The organism is Desulfococcus sp. (assembly GCF_041737845.1).
Classification (GTDB): Bacteria; Desulfobacterota; Desulfobacteria; order Desulfobacterales; family Desulfococcaceae; genus Desulfococcus.
In genome coordinates, this window is the sequence record NZ_JBGSQX010000111.1 from 1 (window position 1) to 21,074 (window position 21,074).

Below are 21,074 nucleotides of genomic sequence, written 5' to 3' on the forward strand. Positions count from 1 at the left end.
CTCGCCCCCGGAGGCGACCCGGCGGGTGCCGAAAGGACTCCCTGCGCGGCCCGGGGCGATGCCTCCGCCGCCGCGCCCTGTTTATCCAAAAGGACGGTCAGGTGAAAGCTGCTCCCTTTTCCCATTTCGCTCTCCACGTGAATCTCCCCGCCCATCATCTGGCAGAGCTGCCTGGAAATGGCGAGCCCCAGCCCCGTGCCGCCGTATTTTCGGGTGGTCGACATGTCGAGCTGGGTGAATTTTTCAAACAGCCTTTCGGCCTGGCCTTTGGGAATGCCGATGCCGGTGTCGGAGACCACAAACCCGATTCTCGCCTTTCGGTCGTCCTCCGATTTACAGGAGACCGCAAGGGAAATGCCGCCCTCGGAGGTGAATTTGACGGCATTGCCGATCAGGTTGATCAGGACCTGCCGGAGCCGCCCGGGGTCCCCCCGCAGCAGGGACGGCACGTCGGGATCGATGAGGCATCGGTAGGAGAGGGATTTTTCCGCGGCCTTGATGGCCATCAGGCCGTTCATGTCCTTCAGGACGGCACGGAGATCGAAGTCGATGGACTCAAGCTCGATCTTTCCGGCCTCGATCTTCGAGATGTCCAGTATGTCGTTGATGATGGACAGGAGTGAATGGGCGCTGCTGTGGATCAGCTCCAGGCCCTTTTTCTGCTCGGGGTCGAGGTCCGTCTCCATCAGGAGATCGGCCATGCCGATGACGCCGCTCATGGGGGTCCGGATCTCATGGCTCATGCCCGCCAGAAACTCGCTTTTGGCCTGATTGGCCTTTTCCGCGCTCTCCTTGGCCCGTTTCAGTTCCTCCTGCATCTCCTTCCGCTCGGTCACGTCCCGGCTGATCCCCACGAGCCCCAGGATCTCCCCGTACGGGCCGAAATAGGGGGTCCGCAGGGTCTCCAGAAGGACCCGGCGGCCCTCGGGGTAGTCCACCCATTCCTCGTTGCTCCTGGGCCGCCCGGACGACAGCATCAGCCGGTCCTGTTCCCGGAAGAAATCCGCCATCTCCCTGGAAAAGAGATCATAGTCGGTCTTTTCCACCACGTCCTGCCGGTGGAAGCCCGCGAATTTTCCGAAAGCCGGGTTGCAGCCCAGATAGACCCCCTTGAGGTCCTTGTAAAAAATGAGATCCGGGATTGAATCGATGAGGGAATAGAGGAGCGCCCGCTGCCGTTTCAGGTCTCTTTCAAACAGCTTGCGGTCGCTGACGTCCATGTGGGTCCCGGCCATCCGGAGGACCCGGCCGTCGGCGTCCCACTCGACCACCTGCCCCCGGGCCAGGATCCATTTCCAGTCGCCGGTCTTGCTCCGCATCCTGAATTCCGCTTCGTAGAGGGGGGCATCCCACGCAACATGGGCGTCGAGGCGCTTTCTGACATACGGCAGGTCATCGGGGTGGACCATCTGCTCCCAGCCCCTGATATCGGGGCTGATATCACCGGAGCCGTATCCGAGCATCTCCGCCCAGTGGCTGTTGATCACCTGGGTCTTGGCCTGCATGTCCCAGTACCAGAGGCCGATGCCGGCGCCCTCCAGGGCGGCGTCCAGGCTCTGGATCTGCTCATGGAAGCCGCTGAGGCTGTTCCATCCCCGTATCAGGGAGGTGACCAGCGTGATAAACATGTCGCCGTCAAAAGGCTTGCGGACGCAATAAAGGTTTCTGGGGAGGGGATGTTTTTCCTTCAACGCGTCGATCAGCGGCCCGTCATCGGTGATGATGCCCATGACCCGGGGATCGATCGCCGTGAGATGCTCGACAAGCTTGAGTGCACCGCCGGTGCTGTTGGAAACGTCCAGGATGCAGAGCGGCGTGGACTCTCCCCGGTCAAAACCGCTTTTGAAATTCTGAAGCAGGGAATCCCCGTCGGGAAAAAAGAAGAGCTGAAATCGGTCGGCTTCAGGGTTTTTTGGATCTATGCCGGTCCGGGCGCCGGTCAGGATATCCATATAATGATTGACGGATCTGGAATCATTATCCGCGATCAGGATGCGTTTGTTCATCAGTGTTCCTCCAGGGGCATGGCCATGGACTTCCAGACTATCACCTCGGGCTGCGCCGTCTTCATGCTACATTTTTGCAATCGTTGGAGAATATATTATTTCATACCCTTTTGTCAAAGCCAAATATGGGATGATTTCGCGGCGGCAGGCGGGGCGGATGCCCGACTCCCGGCAAGCGCGGCATCCCGCCGGATCTTCTTTACAAAACCGTCCGGGTGTGCAATACCCAGAGCAGTCTATCAACATTAACCTGTATTTCAAGATTGTTATTTCATCGTAAGCCATGCTTCGCGAACTTTCCATCAAAAATTTCGCCATCATCGATGACCTGCACATCCGCTTTGATTCGGGGTTTACCATCATGAGCGGGGAGACCGGCGCCGGGAAATCGATCATCATCAATGCCGTCAATCTCATCCTGGGCAGCCGGGCCGCCGCCGGGTGGATCCGCACCGGATCGGAAACCGCCGAAATCGAAGCTTTTTTTGAGATCGACCCCAACGGTTCCGCGGCCCGGATCATGGCCGAAAACGACCTCGATCCCGCAGAAGGGCTCATGATCCGCCGCATCATCGCCCGGAACAACCGCCACCGGATCTACATCAACCAGCATCCCGCCACCATCCGCCTGCTCGCCGTCATTTCTGAAAACCTGGCCTGCATCTCCGGGCAGCACGCCCACCAGGGGCTGCTCGATGAAGACCAGCACCTGCGCATCCTCGATCAGTTCGGCGGCCTTCTGCCCTTGAGAGAGGCGGTGGGGGAGCGGTTTCGGGAGCTTGCACCCCTCATCCGGAACCTGGACGACCTCAAGGGGAAAAAGGCTCATCAGGGCGAACAGATCGAACTCCTGGGCTTCCAGAAACAGGAGATCCTGGCGGCCGACATCCAGCCGGATGAAGACGCTCGATTGGAGCGGGAGTTGATTCGTCTGAAGAACGGGGAGGTTCTCTATCAGGCCGTGAACAGCGGCATCGGGGAGCTGTACAGCACCCGGAACGCCGTCGTGGAACGCCTCGGGGAGGTGAAAAAACAGTTGGAGAAGGCCTCCCGGATCGATCCGGACCTGGCCCCCCGCGTGGAGGGGATCGCCGAGGCGACCTTCCGCATCGAGGAGATCGTGAACAGCCTGAGAAGCTACTTGGGCACGATCCAGATGGATGACCGGCGCCTCGAGGCCGTGGACGAGCGGCTCAACCGCCTTCGTGCGCTCAAGCGCAAATACGGGGGCTCCCTCGCGTCGGTGGCCGATACCCTGGCTGGAATCGATGCGGCGCTTGCGGGGATCGAGAACCTGGCCGACGAGATCGCGGCGGCGGAAAAAACCCTGGCGCGGCATCGGCAGGCCCTGGCGGAGCACGCTGTTTCACTTTCCCGAAAACGGGCCGAGACCGGCCGGGACCTGGCCGGGAAGGTCGAGGCGGAACTGGCCCGGCTCAGCATGTCGAGCACCCGGTTTGCGGTGGCCATGAGCCCGGTTCCGGCCTCGGAAGCGACCCATCCCGACCTGTTCTGGGAGGACGCGGCCATCGGCTGCACCGGCATCGACCGTGCGGCCTTCATGATCGCCCCCAACGTGGGGGAGGAGCTGAAGCCCCTTTCCGCCATCGCCTCGGGCGGAGAGCTGTCGCGGGTCGTCCTGGCCCTCAAGGCCATCCTGGCCGCGACGGATGCGGTGGAGACCCTCATCTTCGACGAGGTGGACGCCGGCATCGGCGGCGGCGTCGCCGAGATCGTGGGGCAGAAGCTCGCGGCCCTGGCCCGCCGTCACCAGGTGCTCTGCATCACCCACCTGCCCCAGATCGCCAAATTCGCCGACCACCATTTCGCCATCGCCAAGAACGTCCATGACGGCCGGACGCGGACCACCCTCCGGCCCCTGGACGATGCGGAGCGGGTCCGGGAGCTGGCCCGCATGCTGGGCGGCGTGGAGATGACCCAGGCCACCCTCGACCACGCCCGGGAGATGTTCGAGAAGCGATAGGCGCCGCCGGATCTCCGGGCGGAAGACGGCGATGCTTCAGGAATCCCCGCCGTTTCCCTCAAAGACATATCCGAAAAAGGTCAGGGCGATGGTGTCGTTGACCCGGTTGATCTTCAGTTGAAGCTGGTCCGTGAATTCGTGAAGCCCCATCCCGAAGACGTGCTCGATATCCATGAAGCCCAGTTCGGCGCAGAGGGCCCCCAGGCGCTGTTCCGCCACGTTCTGGTAGGTGCCCTGGGGCGTTCCGGTGATCTCGTGGAGGGAGGCCTGGGCCGCGTTGAGGCAGCGCAGGATGGACCGGGCGAACTGCCGGTCGAACACGAGAAACTCGGCCACCCGGTTGGGCTGGATCCGGCCGCACCGCTGGCGGTAGGATTCCAGACCGCCGGTGGCCCGGAGAAGGGCGGCCCACTGGACGTCGTCATAGGCGGTGCCCACATAAGCGAGATTGGGCAGCAGGGTGAAATATTTCACATCCAGGATCCGGGAGGTCTTGTCCGCCCGTTCGAGATATCGCCCCAGGCGGATGAAGTGCCACGCATCGCCGTGGAGCATTGTCTCGCTGGTGATCCCGCCGATGGTCATCAGGCGCAGCCGGACCTGCTCGCAGAAGGCATTGGGATTTTCATACACCGAAAGCTGATATTTGCCTGTTTTTTCGACAAAATGATAAAAAGAGTTGATCTGCTCCCACATGTCCGTGGAGATGATGTCCCGCACGGTTCGGGCGTTTTCCCGGGCGGCGCGGAGGCAGGAGATGATCGAGTTGGGGTAGTCCGTATCGAATATCAGGAAGGAGATGACGTTCTCCTTTGAAAAATTCTGGTGGGCCTTCAGATACAGAGCGCCATCGCCGGTCGCGCTGATCAGGGCGCTCCATTCCTGGGACCCGTCCGAAGGCTGGTCGAGGGAGAGGTGCCAGTTGACGTCGATGAAACGGGAAATGTTTTCCGACCGTTCAAGATACCGGCTCATCCAGTACAGGGTATCCGCGACTCTACTGAGCATGGCTGATGCTCCTTTCCCCGCTCATGGCGGCGGCGCCCCCGGTTTCAACGACCCATGTGTCCTTGCTGCCCCCGCCCTGGGAGGAGTTTACCACCAGGGACCCCTTCTTGAGCGCCACCCGCGTCAGGCCGCCGGGCAGGACAAAGATATCCTCGCCGTAGAGGATGAAGGGCCGCAGGTCCACGTGGCGCCCTTCCAGCCGCTCGTCGACGATGACCGGAACCCGGGACAGCCCCAGGGTCGGCTGGGCGATGAAATTCCTGGGCGCGCTTTCGATGCGCCCCGCGAACTCGGCCCGCTCCCCGGCGGTGGCCGTGGGGCCGATGAGCATGCCGTAGCCGCCGGATTCGTTGGCGGATTTCACGACGAGCCGCTCCAGGTTCTCGAGAACGTACTGCCGGTCCTGCTTCTCCCAGCAGAGGTAGGTGGGCACATTGGGGAGGATGGCCTCCTCCCCGAGGTAGTACCGGATCATCTTCGGGACATAGGCGTAGATGACCTTGTCGTCGGCGACGCCCGTTCCCGGGGCGTTGGCCAGGGCGACCCGGCCGGCGCGGTAGACCTCCATGATGCCCGGCACGCCGAGCAGGGAGTCTTCCCGAAAGGCTTCGGGGTCCAGGAAATCGTCGTTGAGGCGCCGGTAGATGACATCGACCCGCTGGAGCCCCCGGGTCGTCCGCATGCAGACAAACCCGTCGTCCACCACCAGGTCGCCGCCCTCCACGAGTTCGATGCCGGTTTCATGGGCCAGAAAGGAGTGCTCGAAGTAGGCGGCGTTGTAAATGCCGGGGGTCAGGAGGGCGACCGTAGGGTTCTGGACGCCCGGCGGGGAGATGGAATAGAGCATGTCCAGGAGCCGGGCCGGATAGACGTCCACCGGCTTGACGTCGGACGCCATGAAGACCTCGGGAAAGGTCCGCTTCATGAGGCGACGGTTGGCCAGCACATAGGAAACCCCCGAGGGGCAGCGGAGATTGTCCTCGAGGACGAAGATCCCGCCGTTCTCGTCCCGGACCAGGTCGGTGCCGGTGATGTGACACCAGATCCCCCGGGGCGGGTCGAGGCCGATGCACGGCTTCAGAAATCCCTCGGCCGAGCGGATCAGCTCCCCCGGCACGACCCCGTCCGCCACGATCCTCTGGCGGTGATAGACATCGTCGATAAACAGGTTCAGCGCCCGGATCCGCTGTTTCAGCCCGGCCTCGACGGTCTTCCATTCTTCGGCCTCGACGATCCTCGGGATCAGATCGAACGGCCATATCTTTTCGGATCCGGCTTCGTTTCCGTAGACATTGAAGGTGATGCCCATGTCGAAAAGGGCTTTTTCGGCCGCCTTCTGGCGCCGCTCGAGTTCGCCGTCCGGCAGGGACGCGATCTTCCGGGCCAGAAGCCGCGTGCCCGCCCTCGGAATCCCCGGGGATGCGAACATCTCGTCGTAGAACCCCCCGATGTCGTAGTTTTCAAAATTCATGAAATCCTCCCAGTTGCATGCCTGTCGATCCTGCACCGCTCTCTCCGCCAATTCATGACAGCAAATCAGCAAGAACCGGGCCATATATGTCAAACCCTAAACGACGCCGTGCCGCAAGCGGAGCCCGGGACGCATCATCCGATGAGGGCTTTCCGCAAAAGATACATAAAGGGTGATTGTCCCGGGATGCTACAACAAAAATGTAAAAAATCACAGCTTTTCTTTTACCGGCCCATCCGGCGCGAAGCCGGGAGGGCGGGCGATCCCGGCAGGTCCATGCAAGGGGATGATGAATTGTGCATCGATCTTGCATTGATCTTGCATTGATCTTGCGTTGAAATGGCAAACATACTAAATAGGGTCTCTGCAGATGCCTCCAGGGGCTTCCCGGCATTTGACAGGACCACACCAGGAAAGGAGTTCAAATGGCCATCCGTGTTGCCATCAACCACCGGACGGAATATCGATACGACCGGCAGGTCGGCATGGCCCCCCATGTCTTTCGGCTGCGGCCGGCCCCCCATTGCAGGACCCCCATCGAGGCGTATTCCCTCAATATCACGCCCAAAAAACATTTCATCAATTGGCAGCAGGACCCGTTCGGCAATTTCCTGGCCCGCGTTATCTTCCCCGACAGGACCGACCGGCTGATCGTCGAGGTGGATCTGGTGGCCAGCATGACGGTGATCAACCCTTTCGATTTCTTCATGGAGGAATATGCCGATAAGGTCTTTTTCGACTATGAAGCCGCGCTGAAAAAAGAGCTAAGCCCTTGCCTGGAGATCCGGGAAAACGGGCCCCTCCTGACAGACTGGCTTGCTTCCGTGAACCGAACGCCGCAGAATACCGTCGATTTTCTGGTCTATCTCAACCAGAAACTCTGGAAGACCACAGATTACACGATTCGTGTGGAGCCCGGCATCCAGACCTGCGAGGAAACCCTGAAAAAAGGGACTGGATCCTGCCGGGACTCGGCGTGGCTTCTGGTTCAGATCATGCGTCACCTGGGGCTGGCGGCCCGGTTTGTGTCGGGATACCTGGTGCAGCTCACGGCGGACGTAAAATCCCTGGACGGCCCCTCGGGCCCGGAGGCCGACTTCACGGACCTGCATGCGTGGGCAGAGGTCTACGTCCCCGGGGCCGGCTGGATCGGGCTGGACCCCACATCCGGCTTATTCGCCGGAGAGGGGCACATTCCCCTGGCGTGCGCGCCCGACCCGGCCAGCGCCGCGCCGGTCACCGGCGCCATGGACAAGTGCGAGGTGAAATTTTCCTACAGAAACAGCGTCCAGCGGATCCATGAGGATCCTCGGGTCACCCGGCCCTACACCGAAAACGAGTGGACGGCCATCAACCTGCTCGGCCGGAGGATCGACGACGATCTGGCGGCGGGAGACGTCCGCCTCAGCATGGGCGGGGAGCCGACCTTTGTCTCCATCGACGACATGGAGTCCCCCGAATGGAACATAGCCGCCGACGGCAGGCACAAGCGGAAGCTTGCCGGCGACCTGGTCAAGCGCCTGTCGGAGGCCTTCGGTTCCGGCGCCGTCCGCCATTACGGGCAGGGGAAATGGTATCCGGGGGAGGCGCTGCCGCGCTGGGCTCTGGGCTGCCACTGGCGGAAAGACGGCCGGCCGGTGTGGCGCGATGCGGCGCTCATGGCCGACGAGAGCCGGGACTATGGGCATACCCGTGACGATGCTCTCGGCTTCATCCAGCACCTGACAGCGGAACTGGGGGTGGACCCTGCGTTTATCACGCCCGGGTACGAGGACATTTTCTATCTTCTCTGGAGCGAGGGGAACCTCCCGGTCAACCTGGACCCGCTGAAATCGGACCTGAAGGACCCCCTGGAGCGGCAGCGGCTGGCCCGGCTGCTCCAGGGCGATCCCGGCCGACCCGTGGGCTACACCCTGCCGCTGGGCTGGGATTTTTCCACGGACCGGTGGCGCAGCCACCTCTGGGAGTTCCGACACGGGTCCATGTTCCTGATGCCCGGCGACTCGGCCATGGGCTACCGGCTGCCCCTGGACGCCCTTCCTTGGGTGGCGCCAAAACGGCGGCCGCCCGTTCCCGAGCGTTCCCAGTTCGAAGCCTATCCGACCCTCGGGGATTATTCCCGACCGCAGGGGGACCCCGAGCCTCCGGATCGGTCCGGCGTTCCCGGGCGGGCTTCGGAGGGAGCTTCCGTTGAAAAGCTTCCCCACACGGCTCTGTGCGTCGAACCCCGCGACGGCCGGATCTATATCTTCCTGCCCCCGGTCAGCTACCTGGAACATTTTCTGGACCTGGTCGCAGCGATTGAGCGGACCGCTGAAAAGCTGGCCCTGCCGGTGGTCCTGGAGGGATATCCCCCGCCTGAGGATCCCCGGCTCCAGGGGCTGAAGGTTACGCCGGACCCGGGCGTCATCGAGGTCAACATCCATCCGGCCACCACGTGGGACCAGCTCGTGCACAACATCACGACCCTGTACGAGGAGGCGCGCCTGTCCCGCCTGGCCACGGAAAAGTTCATGCTGGACGGCCGGCATACGGGCACCGGCGGCGGGAACCACGTGACGATCGGCGGCGCGACTCCGGCGGACAGCCCGATGCTGCGAAGGCCGGATCTGCTCCAGAGCCTGATCACCTACTGGCAGCATCACCCGGGGCTCTCGTACCTCTTCTCCGGCTCGTTCATCGGCCCCACCAGCCAGGCGCCCCGGGTCGACGAGGGCCGGAACGAGCAGCTCTATGAGCTGGAAGTCGCATTTCAGCAGATCCCCAAAGACCAGACGGCTCCATTCTGGCTGGTGGACCGCCTGTTTCGCCACCTCCTGGTGGACATCACCGGCAACACCCACCGGGCGGAGTTCTGCATCGACAAGCTCTATTCCCCCGATTCGCTGTCGGGCCAGCTCGGCCTCGTGGAATTCCGGGCGTTCGACATGCCGCCTCACGCCCGCATGAGCGCGGTCCAGATGCTCCTGATCCGGGCCCTCATCGCCCGGTTCTGGAAAATCCCCTACGATTTTCCGCTGGTGCGCTGGGGCACCGAGCTCCATGACCGGTGGATGATGCCCCATTATGTCCGGCGCGACCTGGAAGAAGTCGTCGCTGAATTGAACCAGGCGGGGTATCCGTTCCATTTGGAATGGCTGGAACCGTTTTTCGAGTTCCGCTTCCCCCACTATGGAACGGTTCAGATCCGGGATATCACCATCGAACTGTGTATGGCCATCGAGCCCTGGCATGTCCTGGGCGAAGAGGTCGGCCGCGCGGGCACCTCCCGGTTCGTGGATTCCTCCCTGGAGCGCCTTCAGGTCAAAGCTGCGGGGCTGACCGACTCCCGGTATGCCCTGGTCTGCAACGGCCGAACGATCCCGTTCCACAACACCGGCGTCCACGGAGAGTATGTCGCGGGAGTCCGCTACCGGGCCTGGCAGCCGCCGTCGGCCCTCCACCCGACCATCGGCATCCATTCTCCGCTGGTCTTCGACGTGGTCGACACCTGGAACGGACGGTCCATCGGCGGGTGCACCTACCACGTCGTGCATCCCGGGGGCCGGGGGTACGACACCTTCCCGGTGAATGCCTATGAGGCGGAAGCCCGCCGGTTCAACCGGTTCTGGCCTTACGGACACACCCCGTCCGCCACGGTCCGTCCGCCGGCCCCTCCTTCCGGGGGCAGATTCGTTGCCGAAGGCCACCCGCCGGGGCCCATGGAGATTCCCCGGGAGGCGTCCAACCCTGAATATCCATATACCCTGGATCTTCGCCTGACCCCCAAAGGATGACTTCGCTATGAGTGCGGAAGCCATGGAGAACGATGCTTCGATCGACCGCCGGACGGTGTGCGCGGCCTATCTGCCCGCCCCCGGCGCCTACGATGAGATGTTTCACGACAACGGCACGGTCCGCAGGCACTGGCAGCCGTTTCTGACGGCCCTGAACCGGATGGGGTGCGGAGACCTGGAGCGCTGCCGCCAGGAGGTCATGCGGATCCTCCGGGAAAACGGGATCGCCTACAACATCCACGGGAGCGCACAGGGGGTCCATCGCAACTGGCGCCTCGACATCATCCCGCTCCTCTTCAGCCGGGAGGAGTGGGCCGCCGTGGAAGCGGGGCTCCGGCAGCGCGCCCGCCTTCTCGACATGGTCCTTTCGGACCTTTACGGCCCGATGAGGATAGTCAGGGAAGGCCTCCTGCCCATGGAACTCATTTACCGCCATGAAGGCTTTCTTCGGGCCTGCCACGGGCTCAGGCCGGGGGGCTATCCCCGCCTCTCGCTCTATTCCGTGGATCTGGCCAGGAGCTCGGCGGGGCGGATATGCGCCCTGGGCGATTTTTCCCAGCGGCCCATCGGTCTGGGGTATGCCCTGGAAAACCGGACGGCCATGGCCAAGGTCCTCCCCGACTTTTTCCGGGAATGCCGGATCCTGCGCCTCTCGGATTTTTTCCGGACGCTCCGGGCCGAGATGATCGCCGCCTCGCCCCACCAGGCCGATCAGCCCCGAATCGTCCTGCTCTCGCCGGGCCCCCGGGATGAATTCTATTTTGAGCAGGCCTACCTGGCCGCCTATCTGGGGTATCCCCTGGTCCAGGGGGACGATCTCACGGTCCGGGACGGGTACGTCTGGCTCAAATCCCTGGCCGGGCTCCAGCGGGTGGACGTGATCCTGCGCCAGATCGAGGATCCGGACACGGACCCCCTGGAGCTTCGGCAGGAATCCCGCAGCGGCGTCGCCGGGCTTCTGGAGGCCGTCCGCAGGGGCAATGTCGCGATCCTCAATCCGCCGGGAACCGGCGTCCTCGACAACCCCGGCCTGATGAGCTTTCTTCCGGAAATCGCCCGGCGGCTCCTGGGGGAGGAGTTGAAGCTGCCGTCGGTGGCCACCTGGTGGTGCGGCGAGCCGTCCGCCCGCAAATACGTCCTGGAGCATATCGACCGCCTGATCATCAAGACCATCCACCGATCACCCAGGAACGCGCCGGTTTACGGGACCCTCATGAGCCGGGCGGAGCGGGACGAATGGCGCGCCCGCATCCAGGAAAACCCCCACCGGTACGTGGGGCAGGAGCAGCTCCGGTTCTCCACCTCTCCGGCGCTTTCGGAGAATCATTTCATCCCCCTTCACACCGTGTTCAGGGGATTTGCGGTGGCCCGGCAGGAGGGAGAGTACGAGGTGATGCCCGGCGGCATCGCCCGGAGCGCCGGCGACAGGACCTCGGATGTCGTCTCCAACCGCACCGGCGGCATGATCCGGGACGCATGGGTGATCGCCTCCCAGCCCCAGAAGCATGTCAGCCTGTGGCTTCAGAAGGCCCGGATGGACCGGTCCTTCACCCGGATCAGCGTCCTGCCGAGCCGGGCCGCGGAAAACCTTTTCTGGGTGGGGCGCTATGCCGAGCGCACCGAGGCCCTGGCCAGGGTCCTCCGGACGACCTTTCGCTACCTCATCGAACGGGACTGGGTGGATGACGATGCCAACGGCCAGTTTTTCATGCATCTGCTCCAGTCCCTCAACACGATGAGCCTCCGCCCCCCCGCGGCCTTCACCGGGGGAGAGGCACCCCCGGGCGTGTGGCTGGAAGCCGAGGTGTCCCGGGTGGTCCACGACGGCGAAAACGCCGGCAGCCTGACCTCCATCCTCCAGTTCATGCTGAACGCCGCCTATGCGGTCAGAGACCACTGGTCCATCGACACCTGGCACGTCATCAACAGCCTCGAGGAGCATCGCCACACCCTGGAGCAGTATACCGGGTATGTCGCGCGGATGACGAACGAACAGATCGACCGCCTGATCACCTCGCTTCTGGCCTTCATGGGACTCTGCATGGAGAGCATGTCCCGGGAGCACGGATGGCTCCTGCTGGATATCGGGCGGCGGATCGAGCGCTCCCTGATGTTCATCGAACTGACCACCTCCAGCCTGGTGCCCGGGTTCGATCCGGCCATGGGCAACCGGGTGATGGAGGCCGTCCTGATCTCGACCGAGAACGTCATCACCTACCGGCGCCGCTATCGCTCCTACATGGAGCTTGAAACGGTCCTGGACCTCCTGCTCCTGGACGACCGGAACCCGAGGTCCCTCATCTACCAGCTCGACCGGCTTCAGGAGCATATCGCCCTGCTTCCCCGGGAGAGCCAGAAGTACCGACTGTCGGAGGAGGAGCAGCTCATCCTCAAGGCCACCTCCCGGCTGAGGCTGTCCAATACGGCCCGGCTCTCGGAGCCCGCCGTCGGATCGCGCCGGCACGGGCGGCTGGAAAGCCTCCTCGGCAATCTCCATAAACTGCTGGCGCAGACCTCTGAGGCCATTTCCCAGATCTACTTCAGCCACATCCGGGAGGACCAGCAGACCGTTTCCACGCCCGAGGAGGGAGCACCGTGAATTTTCGGGTATCCCATAAAACCCGCTATGTCTACAGCGAGCCGGTGAGCCTCTGCCACAACGAGCTTCGCCTGGTGCCGCGCTCCCTTCCCCATCAGCTCGTGACGCGCTCCAAGATCACGGTGACGCCGCCCCCGTCGGCGCTCCGGGAGCGGGATGATTTCTTCGGCAACCGGGTCTGCTATTTTGCGGTCCAGCAGCCCCACGACGAGCTGGCCGTTACGGTGAAGAGCATCGTGCGCGTCCTCGACCGGCCCGATCTGGCCGCCCCTCCCCCGGAGAGCGGGGCCTGGGAGACGGCGCGGGAGCGGCTCCGGTCCCCGGAAGACCCCAAAACGATGGATGCCCGCCAGTTCGTGTTCAACTCCGCCCTTGCAGCGGCGGCCCCCGGATTGCGGGATTACGCGCTGCCTTCGTTTCCGGCCGGGCGGCCGCTCCTCCTGGCGTCCCGGGACCTGATGGACCGGATTTTCAACGATTTTACCTTCAAGCCGGGCTTTACGACCGTATCAACCCCCCTTTCCGAGGTGCTGAAGCACCGCCGAGGCGTCTGCCAGGACTTCGCCCACCTGGCCATCGGCTGCCTCCGGTCCCTGGGGCTTGCGGCCCGGTACGTCAGCGGATATATCGAGACCCTGCCGCCGCCGGGTCAGGTCCGGCTCCATGGGGCGGACGTCTCCCATGCATGGTTCTCGGTGTTCGCCCCGGGGCTCGGATGGTTCGACTTCGACCCCACCAACAACCTGATTCCCAGAGACCGCCACATCATCACGGCATGGGGCCGGGACTTCTCGGACGTGACGCCGCTCAAGGGCATCATCTTCAGCGGCGGCAGCCACCGCCTGATCGTCTCCGTGGATGTCGAACGCTGGGAGGAGGGCGACGGGACAGGATAGGCAGCGGCCATGAAAAAATCATTGCTCATGATCCACACCGGAAACGGGAAAGGGAAGACCACCGCGGCCCTGGGGCTCGCCTTCAGGGCGGTCGGCCACGGCTTCAAGGTTTCCGTGATCCAGTTCATCAAAGGCGGCCGGCGCTCCGGCGAAATCGAAACGGCGGCGCGCCTGTCCGATCTCATTGATTTCAACGTGACGGGCCGGGGCTTCACCTGGCAGTCCGACGATCTGGAAAAAGACGCGGCCCTGGCGCGCAAAGCCTGGGAGACAGCCAAGGAAAAAATCCGGTCCGGCCGATACCGGCTCGTGATCCTGGACGAAATGACCTATCTTTTCAAGTACGGCATGCTGGATGAAGACGAGGTCATCGAATTTCTCGCCGACCGCCCCGAAAGCGTCCATATTGTGATCACCGGACGGAGCGCCTCTGAAAAACTGTGTGCCGCCGCGGATCTGGTGACCGAGATGAATGCGGTCAAACACCCATTCGCGTCGGGCATCTCGGCCCAGAAAGGAATCGAATATTGACGGTTCCGTAAAAAGCCCGATATCTGCGTCATGCGTATCCCACTGCGGCGTACTGTAAGTGCCCATCATTCCAAGGGATTTGCAGGCCACATCTCGATCTTTCCACGAAACCGTCTGAAAATGAATGACTCCAGATAATTTTCTTGACTTTTTTTGATTATGGCTTTATCGTCCGCTAACTCTAAATGGCCGACCCACGGTGAGCAGGCCGGTTTCACTACTGAAGGAAAGACCCATTTGTCAAAGTGGCATCCCGAGGTTAGGAACAGATGAGGAACATTAATTTTTTTAGTTTAAGGAGTAAGTCACGATGGCGAATGGTATCGTAAAATGGTTCAACAGCAGCAAAGGTTATGGTTTCATCGAGCAGGAGAACGGCCCGGATGTGTTCGTGCATCACTCGGGAATCAATGCGAACGGTTTCAGGTCCCTCAACGAAGGCGACCGGGTGACCTTTGACATTGAGCAGGGTCAGAAAGGCCCCGCTGCGGTGAACGTCAAGGCCGTCTGACCCAAAGCTCGCTTTCCCAATATTGAAAAGGGCATTTCCCGATACCTCCGGGGGGTGCCCTTTTTGTTTGACGAAAACGGTTTCGGGGCAAGCGTCTAGTTGCGGGCCAGATGACGCTCCAAACGCTGCACGGCCAGGGAGAGCACCAGGCAGATGACGAGATACATGGCGGTGATGGTGAGCCAGACCTCGATGGTCACATGGGTGGCGGCCATGATCTGCATCCCCTGGAAGGTGAGCTCCTGGATCGAAATGACCGATGCGATGGACGAGTATTTGATGGTGTTGATGAACTCGTTGGCCAGGGGCGGAAGCACCTGTTTGACGGCCTGGGGAAGGATGACGTGGCGCATCTTCTGGAACCAGGAGAACCCCAGGGCCTCGGCCGCCTCCCATTGGCCCCGCTCGATCCCCTGGATTCCGGCCCGGACGATTTCGGTGATGTAGGCCCCCTGGAAGACGGCGATGGTGACGACGCCGGAGATGAAGGCGGTGAACCGGTTGGGCGTGGCAAAAAAGACCGCGAGCCATTCCTGGGTTTCGGGGGACCGGGAGCGGATGAATTCCTCCACCCCCAGGATCGGCATGATCTGATCGCTCACGAAAAAATAAAAGATAAAGATGAGGACCAGCGGGGGCATGTTGCGGATCAGCTCGACGTAGGTGCGCGCAATTAGTCGGTTGAAGAGCCTCCGGGTCGTCCGCAGGATGCCCATGGCCCATCCCAGGACGGCTGCCAGGAGGGTGGCCCAGAAGCTGAGGCGAAGCGTGGTATAGAGCCCCTCGATAAGGATATTGGCGGTCCAGCCGCCGCTCTCGGCGTCGCGGCGGAAGAGATAGGTGGGGATGATCTCCCAGTGCCACTTGTAGTTCAGCTTCATGGTCAGCCGATAGACGACATATCCGGCCAGGGCTGCGATGATCAGGATGACCGCGATGTCCATGGGGGAGACCCGGGGTGTTTTCTTGCGCACAGAGGAGCCGCTTCCGTTTCAGGGGTTTCCGGGCGGTTATGGGGTCACCGGCCGGGACGGTGCGGAGGATGGGGCATGGAAAGCCCCATCCCCGATGGTTGCCGCCACGGTTCGATTCCGGCCCCTCGAGGGGGGATCCGGACGGCGCCGGCTACTGGATCAGGTTCGCCCAGTCCCGCGTGTCGAACCAGTAACGGTGCTTCTCATCCAGCCAGCCCTCGTCGGAGACATGAGTGATCCAGCTGTTGAAGAAGGTGAGGGTGTCGAAATCGCCCTTTCGCAGGGCGAAGCCGATGGGCTCCTTGGTGAAGGTGCCCTGGATCGGCAGGAACAGGGTATCCGAATAGGCCAGCGTTTCGTAGGCCGGCCGGGGGGCGGACCCGACCACCGCGTGGACGTTTCCGTTCCGGAGTTCCTGATAGGCCTGGGCCTCGTCGTCGAAGAGGCGGAGGGTGGCCTTGGGGATGAACTTTTTCGTCGCCATCACGGCGGTAGTCCCCAGCTTGCAGGCGATCTGCACCTCGGGTTTGTTGAAGTCTTCCAGGGAGCTGAAGCCGGCCGCCTTCTGCTTGTGGGCAACAAGGGCCATGCCCGAGTAGTCGTAGGGGATGGTGAAGTTGACCTTGAGGGCCCGCTGGGGGAGGATGCCCATGCCGCCGATGATGACGTCGAATTTCCCGGTCAGGAGGGCGGGAATGATGCCCGACCATTTCGTGGGAACGAACTCCACCTTGACGCCCATGTCCTGGGCCAGCCGCGTGGCGACATCGATCTCAAAACCGATGAAATTCCCGTTCTTGTCCTTCATGGCCCAGGGCTCGAAGGTGTCCATCCCGACCCGAAGAACGCCCCGCTTCAATACCTGTTCCAGGGTGCTCTCCTGAATCAGCTCCTGCTGGATCTTGCCGGCCGAGGCAACCCCGGCGGTGACGGCAAAAAACGCCAGCACCACCATCACTTGCAGAAAAAACGTCGCTTTTTTCATCCATTCTCCTTTCAATATCCCCCCGACAGGGGGCGCTTCCTCCCGGCGGGTCCGGCGCCGTGCTGGGAAAACCGGGCCGTTCGGGCATGGGTTAGTGAAAACCGACGCGTCGGCTGACGGCGTCGCATTCCTGACAGGCCGGATCGCGCCATCCGCTTCCCGGATCATGCCGCCACCCTGAAACGGCGCTCCATTTTATTGACGATGAGGGAGAGGGTGAGGGTCACCCCCAGGTACATGGCCGCCACCGTGAACCAGAGTTCGAAGGTCAAAAAGGTTTCGGAGATGATGGCCTGGGCCTGCATGGTCAGATCGTAGATGGCGATGGTGCTCACCAGGGCCGAGTCTTTGATCAGGGATATGGCCTGGCTGGTCAACGGCGGCAGAATCCGACGGATCGCCTGGGGCAGGATGACGGTCCGATAGGTATGGAAGGTGTTGAGGCCCAGGCTGTAGCCCGCCTCCCACTGGCCGCGGGGGATGGAGACAATGCCCGCCCGGAAGATCTCGGAGGCATAGGCGCCCTCGAAGAGACTGAGGGCCAGGACCGCCGAGAGGAATCGCTCCAGGCCCAGGACCGGCCCCGCGACAAAGTAGATGAAGAAAAGCTGGATCAACAGGGGCGTGTTGCGGCTGGTTTCCAGGTAGAACCGGGCCAGGGCCCGGGCCGAAAAGGCGCCGGAGAGCCGGAACAGGGCGGTCACAAGCCCGATGGCAAAGGCCAGCACCAGGCTGATGGCGGAAATGTGGAGCGTGACCACGAACCCCTGGAGCAGCGGACCCGCCCTGAAGCCGCCTTCGTCCAGGGTGAAGATATACCGCGGCACCTGGTACCACTGCCAGTTATACCCGAGCGTCTCCGTGCTCTCGACGAAGAACCCCACAATGACGGCCACCAGGATCGCAAACTGAAACAGATCGAAAATGGGGGAACGGATAAAGCTGCGCCAGTCTCTCTTGGGGGAATGAGGGGATGCCGTCGTCATGTTTACCCAGCCGTCGACTGCCAATGGTTGAACGCCCGGCATGATTCGCGGGCCCTTAGATGCGACACACGCATCGCGTTCACGAGGAACGCCGACCCCGCGGACGCCGCCGGATCTCGACCGATCTTTGCCCGCCGCCGCCCGGGCGGCCCCGGCAAAATAAGGATCATCTTGGCCAGAATCCCCTTTCTTGTCAAGATGTTTTTCAGAGCGGCCGCGGGTGAAACCACCGGCGCGGCAGGCCGGTTTTCGGGACTCCGGGAGGCGCCGGGTCATGATATCTTCAGGACCACCGCATGGGTTCCGCAGACGTCCGGCAGCGCCTTGACGAGCGCGGGCGGCCCGATGCAGACCAGACGGCCCAGGATCGCATCGGGAATCTTTCGATGGGCGACCCTTCGAACCTCCCCTTTGCCCATGACCCAGCTGAAGAGATGGACGTCTCCGTCGAGCCGGACGAACCCCTTTGCTCTCAGGAGCCCCGCCGGCAGAGCATCGGAAAGCCCGAGAAAGTCATCCCGCGTCCCATCCGCCACATGGATGACGGCCGATGCCAGGGTATCCGGCGGCAGCATGACCCGGAGGGGGTCCCTCAGGAGGATTTCGATCGCCTGATCGATTTCCGCCTCCGGGAGCGGGGCCGGGGAAGGCGATGCCGGCGCCTCCGGGGAAAGCACGGCGGCCGCGAATCGTTCGAGGGGGATACCCCCGAAGGTGGTTTCATGGAAAACCGGGTCCGGGTGGTGCCGCCCGACGATCTCCCGGATGCGGATCACCTCCGACGGCCCGGCCAGGTCGGTCTTGTTGATGATGAAGCAGGTGGCGGCGGCCATCTGTTTTTCCACCGAGGCAAAGGCGTCATAGACGGCCGTGAAGTTCACGGCGTCGATCAGGCAGATCTGCTCCCGGAAACGGAACCGGTTCCGGAAGACGGACAGGCCCAGGTCCCGTTTCATGTCCCCGGGATCCGCCGCTCCGGTCGCCTCGATGATCAGCACGTCGGGGCGGATCTCCCGGGCGATCCCGGCAAGCCCCCGGATGAAATCCGTCTTGACGCAGACGCAGAAAATCGATCCCCGGCTGATCTCCAGAACCTCCAGGTCCTCGCCTTCGACAAGAAGCCCGTCGACGCCGATATCCCCGAACTCGTTCATGAGGATCACGAGTTTCCGGTCCGGGGGGAAGGCCCTTGTGAGCCGGTTCAGGAAGGTCGTCTTGCCGCTGCCCAGAAAGCCCGTGATGAGAAAAACGTCGGTGACGGCACCCATGGGAAGACTCCTTGTCGCATCTCCGTGACGGCGTCGCCCATGAGACGGCCGGGGAGGTATCTTCGGTGGTTGAAGGCCGTTTCGATGCGCAGGTCCGCCATCTCAGCCGGCGGTGCGGGTATTGCGGCCCGCGCCCGCTTTTTCCAGGTTCTCCCGGATCCGGTCGAAGTCGAACCCGGCCTCCCGGAGGGCCAGAAGCCGACTGCGGACCGCCTCGCTGGGCGCCCGTTCCGCCAAGGCGTCGATGAGTTCTTCGTACTGGGGGATGATGCTCTGGAATACGAGGTCGCCCTCGATGCAGATGGTGGGCAGGACCCTGCCCTTGAGGGCGGTGAACCGGGCGACGCCCGAGGGGGTCTTGATGGACCATTCCCGGTAGTCGATCAGCCCCTGGATCTCCGGGGGCAGCGCGGCGATGGACTCCATCATGTAGCCGCAGGCGGCGCACTGGACGCTGTCCAGGGTCAGCACGTCAATGTGGATTTTTTCCGTCGTCATCGATAGGGTTCTCTCCTCGGCCGGGCCGGATCACTGCTCGGGGTATTTGGGATAGTATTCGTAGAAGAAGGACCGGGCTTCATAAGCTTGGATGAGATGCTCCGCCGGAGTATCGTAGGGGATGTCTCAGCCGGGGGCGAATGTGTACCCCTGGGTCCCGCCGGCCGCAAGGCTGATCAAGGCGTCCTCCCGGGGGGAGATGAGGCCCAGGCTCAAGGCCAAGGTCAGCTTGAGGTTGCCGCCGAAGCCCTTGCCGTGTTTCAGGGCGATGTCCCGGATGAAGTTGAGGTTCATCTGTTCGTCCACGGCAAAGGCATGGGTGCCCACCCGGCAGACCTCCTCCGCCACCTTGGTGCAGTCGCCGCAGATGAAAAACGAGGAGGCGAGCCCCGCCTCGTGGATCGTCCGGACCGCATCCCGGCAGTTGGGGGTGACGAACTCCCGGAAGGTCTCGGGCCGGATCTGGGAGGCCACCGGGTCGACGATGGCGATGATGTCGCACCCCATCTCGGCGTAGAAGGCCGCCGCGCGAGCGCCGATCTCTCCCGCGAACCGGATGACCGCATGGGCGAAGTCCGGGTCCCTCTTGACCGCGGTGAAGATGCGGACGCCGGCCAGGTGGGACGCCAGGGTCAGGGGGCCGGTCATGAGGCCCAGCATGGCGCAGTCCATGTCATCCAATTGGGGCCTCACGATCCTGGCCGCCTCGAAGATCACCGGCCACCTTCCGCTCGTTTTTTCGGGAAGGGCGAGCCCCGCCGCCTCGGGGGGCAGCTTGTCGCAGGGATGGCTCCGCACCGAGGGCACGTTGTCCTCCCAGTATTCCACCGCGCACCCCACGGACTCGGCCTCGACCGAGAGATCGAAAAGGAGCGGGATGCCGTCGGCATGGTAGGTCCGGGCCGCCGCCGCCACCCCCTTGGCCATGAGGCCGGGGTCCTTGAAATAGGCGTCCGCCTTTTCCCGGATCAGATACGCGCAGTTGACCCCGGCATAGGGCACCCACGGCGCAATGGGGGTCCGCCGCCCCATGGTGGCGTCGATGAGGAGTTGCTTTGCCATGATCGTCCTTTCGTTTGAGAACCTGTGGGCGGCAGCGCGGGGAACGCCGCCGCAGGCAGCCCACCCTCAGTGGAAGGCCGGCGCCGGAATGGCGGAACCCTTCTCCGAGATCTGAGGCATTTCGGCAGGCTCCCGGAATCCGCAGCCGGCCATCCTGCACCGCGCGCATTTGGAGGGGCCGACAGCCGCTTCCCGGGCCGCCTGGAAAAAACTGAAAAACGAGATTGATTTGACCGGGGCCATCATGAGATCGGCAGTGAGATGGACCCCGATTCTGCCCGCGTCCACCAGGGTGAAGAGCACCTGCTGATGGGCCAGGGGAATGCCGCCGGTGCCCGGGGCCAGCCGTCTTCCGGCATGCAGGCCGAAGGAGCGGGCGCGTGCTTCCAGCCTCGCCGCGCAGGCGTCGGACAACGAGTCCAGAAGGGCGATCCCCACGGCATCGAGCAGCGTGGCCTGATAGACCTCCCCGCGGGCCGCCAGGCGGCGGCAGCCATCGTCCAGCCCGGACCCCAGGGT

General features: G+C 63.0%; 16 protein-coding genes. 6 read left to right on the plus strand and 10 right to left on the minus strand.

Features of this window, described 5'->3' with window-relative positions; all coding sequences use genetic code 11:
- Window positions 1–2,006, minus strand: a 2,006-nt coding sequence (locus ACEW8N_RS12630; RefSeq protein ID WP_373500186.1) for an ATP-binding protein, incomplete at its 3' end; no start/stop codon positions are given.
- Window positions 2,007–2,289: 283 nt separating this feature from the next.
- Here ACEW8N_RS12630 and recN point away from each other — a divergent pair.
- Window positions 2,290–3,990 carry a DNA repair protein RecN gene (gene recN / locus ACEW8N_RS12635; RefSeq protein WP_373500187.1) on the plus strand — a complete coding sequence of 567 codons (1,701 nt, stop codon included), beginning with the start codon at window positions 2,290–2,292 and terminating at the stop codon, window positions 3,988–3,990.
- Window positions 3,991–4,026: 36 nt separating this feature from the next.
- Here the strand turns inward: recN and ACEW8N_RS12640 are convergent, their stop codons facing one another.
- Window positions 4,027–4,998: an alpha-E domain-containing protein gene (locus ACEW8N_RS12640; protein WP_373500188.1), complete on the minus strand. Its 972-nt coding sequence runs from the start codon at window positions 4,996–4,998 to the stop codon at window positions 4,027–4,029.
- Window positions 4,988–6,469: a circularly permuted type 2 ATP-grasp protein gene (locus ACEW8N_RS12645; protein WP_373500189.1), complete on the minus strand. Its 1,482-nt coding sequence runs from the start codon at window positions 6,467–6,469 to the stop codon at window positions 4,988–4,990. The genes ACEW8N_RS12640 and ACEW8N_RS12645 overlap by 11 nt, the downstream gene beginning before the upstream one ends.
- 425 nt (window positions 6,470–6,894) lie before the next feature.
- Between ACEW8N_RS12645 and ACEW8N_RS12650 the strand changes: the two genes are divergently transcribed.
- The 5 genes from ACEW8N_RS12650 to ACEW8N_RS12670 all read left to right on the plus strand — a co-directional run bounded on the left by ACEW8N_RS12650 (window position 6,895) and on the right by ACEW8N_RS12670 (window position 14,782).
- A complete protein-coding gene (locus tag ACEW8N_RS12650) occupies window positions 6,895–10,245 on the plus strand; it encodes a DUF2126 domain-containing protein (RefSeq protein ID WP_373500190.1) in 3,351 nt (1,116 codons plus the stop codon).
- A gap of 7 nt (window positions 10,246–10,252) precedes the next feature.
- Window positions 10,253–12,844, plus strand: a complete 2,592-nt coding sequence (locus ACEW8N_RS12655) for a circularly permuted type 2 ATP-grasp protein (protein ID WP_373500191.1) — start codon at window positions 10,253–10,255, stop codon at window positions 12,842–12,844.
- Window positions 12,841–13,740 carry a transglutaminase N-terminal domain-containing protein gene (locus tag ACEW8N_RS12660; protein ID WP_373500192.1) on the plus strand — a complete coding sequence of 300 codons (900 nt, stop codon included), beginning with the start codon at window positions 12,841–12,843 and terminating at the stop codon, window positions 13,738–13,740. Before ACEW8N_RS12655 ends, ACEW8N_RS12660 begins: the two co-directional genes overlap by 4 nt.
- Before the next feature lie 9 nt (window positions 13,741–13,749).
- Entirely contained in the window at window positions 13,750–14,271 is a 522-nt protein-coding gene (cobO, locus tag ACEW8N_RS12665; protein ID WP_373500193.1) for a cob(I)yrinic acid a,c-diamide adenosyltransferase, read from the plus strand.
- 310 nt (window positions 14,272–14,581) lie between these two features.
- Window positions 14,582–14,782, plus strand: a complete 201-nt coding sequence (locus tag ACEW8N_RS12670; RefSeq protein ID WP_373500194.1) for a cold-shock protein — start codon at window positions 14,582–14,584, stop codon at window positions 14,780–14,782.
- A 95-nt stretch (window positions 14,783–14,877) separates the two neighbouring features.
- Here ACEW8N_RS12670 and ACEW8N_RS12675 read toward each other — a convergent pair whose 3' ends face one another.
- From ACEW8N_RS12675 to ACEW8N_RS12705, 7 genes are all read right to left on the minus strand, one after another.
- Complete coding sequence (locus ACEW8N_RS12675; RefSeq protein WP_373500195.1) at window positions 14,878–15,756, minus strand: amino acid ABC transporter permease; 879 nt, start codon at window positions 15,754–15,756, stop codon at window positions 14,878–14,880.
- A 151-nt stretch (window positions 15,757–15,907) separates the two neighbouring features.
- Window positions 15,908–16,741, minus strand: a complete 834-nt coding sequence (locus ACEW8N_RS12680; RefSeq protein WP_373500196.1) for a transporter substrate-binding domain-containing protein — start codon at window positions 16,739–16,741, stop codon at window positions 15,908–15,910.
- Between the two features lie 164 nt (window positions 16,742–16,905).
- Window positions 16,906–17,727, minus strand: a complete 822-nt coding sequence (locus ACEW8N_RS12685) for an amino acid ABC transporter permease (RefSeq protein WP_373500197.1) — start codon at window positions 17,725–17,727, stop codon at window positions 16,906–16,908.
- A gap of 272 nt (window positions 17,728–17,999) precedes the next feature.
- Complete coding sequence (locus tag ACEW8N_RS12690; RefSeq protein ID WP_373500198.1) at window positions 18,000–18,995, minus strand: GTP-binding protein; 996 nt, start codon at window positions 18,993–18,995, stop codon at window positions 18,000–18,002.
- 102 nt (window positions 18,996–19,097) lie between these two features.
- A complete protein-coding gene (locus ACEW8N_RS12695; RefSeq protein WP_373500199.1) occupies window positions 19,098–19,493 on the minus strand; it encodes a hypothetical protein in 396 nt (131 codons plus the stop codon).
- A 126-nt stretch (window positions 19,494–19,619) separates the two neighbouring features.
- Window positions 19,620–20,555, minus strand: a complete 936-nt coding sequence (locus ACEW8N_RS12700; protein WP_373500200.1) for a uroporphyrinogen decarboxylase family protein — start codon at window positions 20,553–20,555, stop codon at window positions 19,620–19,622.
- Window positions 20,556–20,621: 66 nt separating this feature from the next.
- Window positions 20,622–21,074: hypothetical protein (locus tag ACEW8N_RS12705; RefSeq protein WP_373500201.1), on the minus strand; the 453-nt coding region annotated here is incomplete at its 5' end.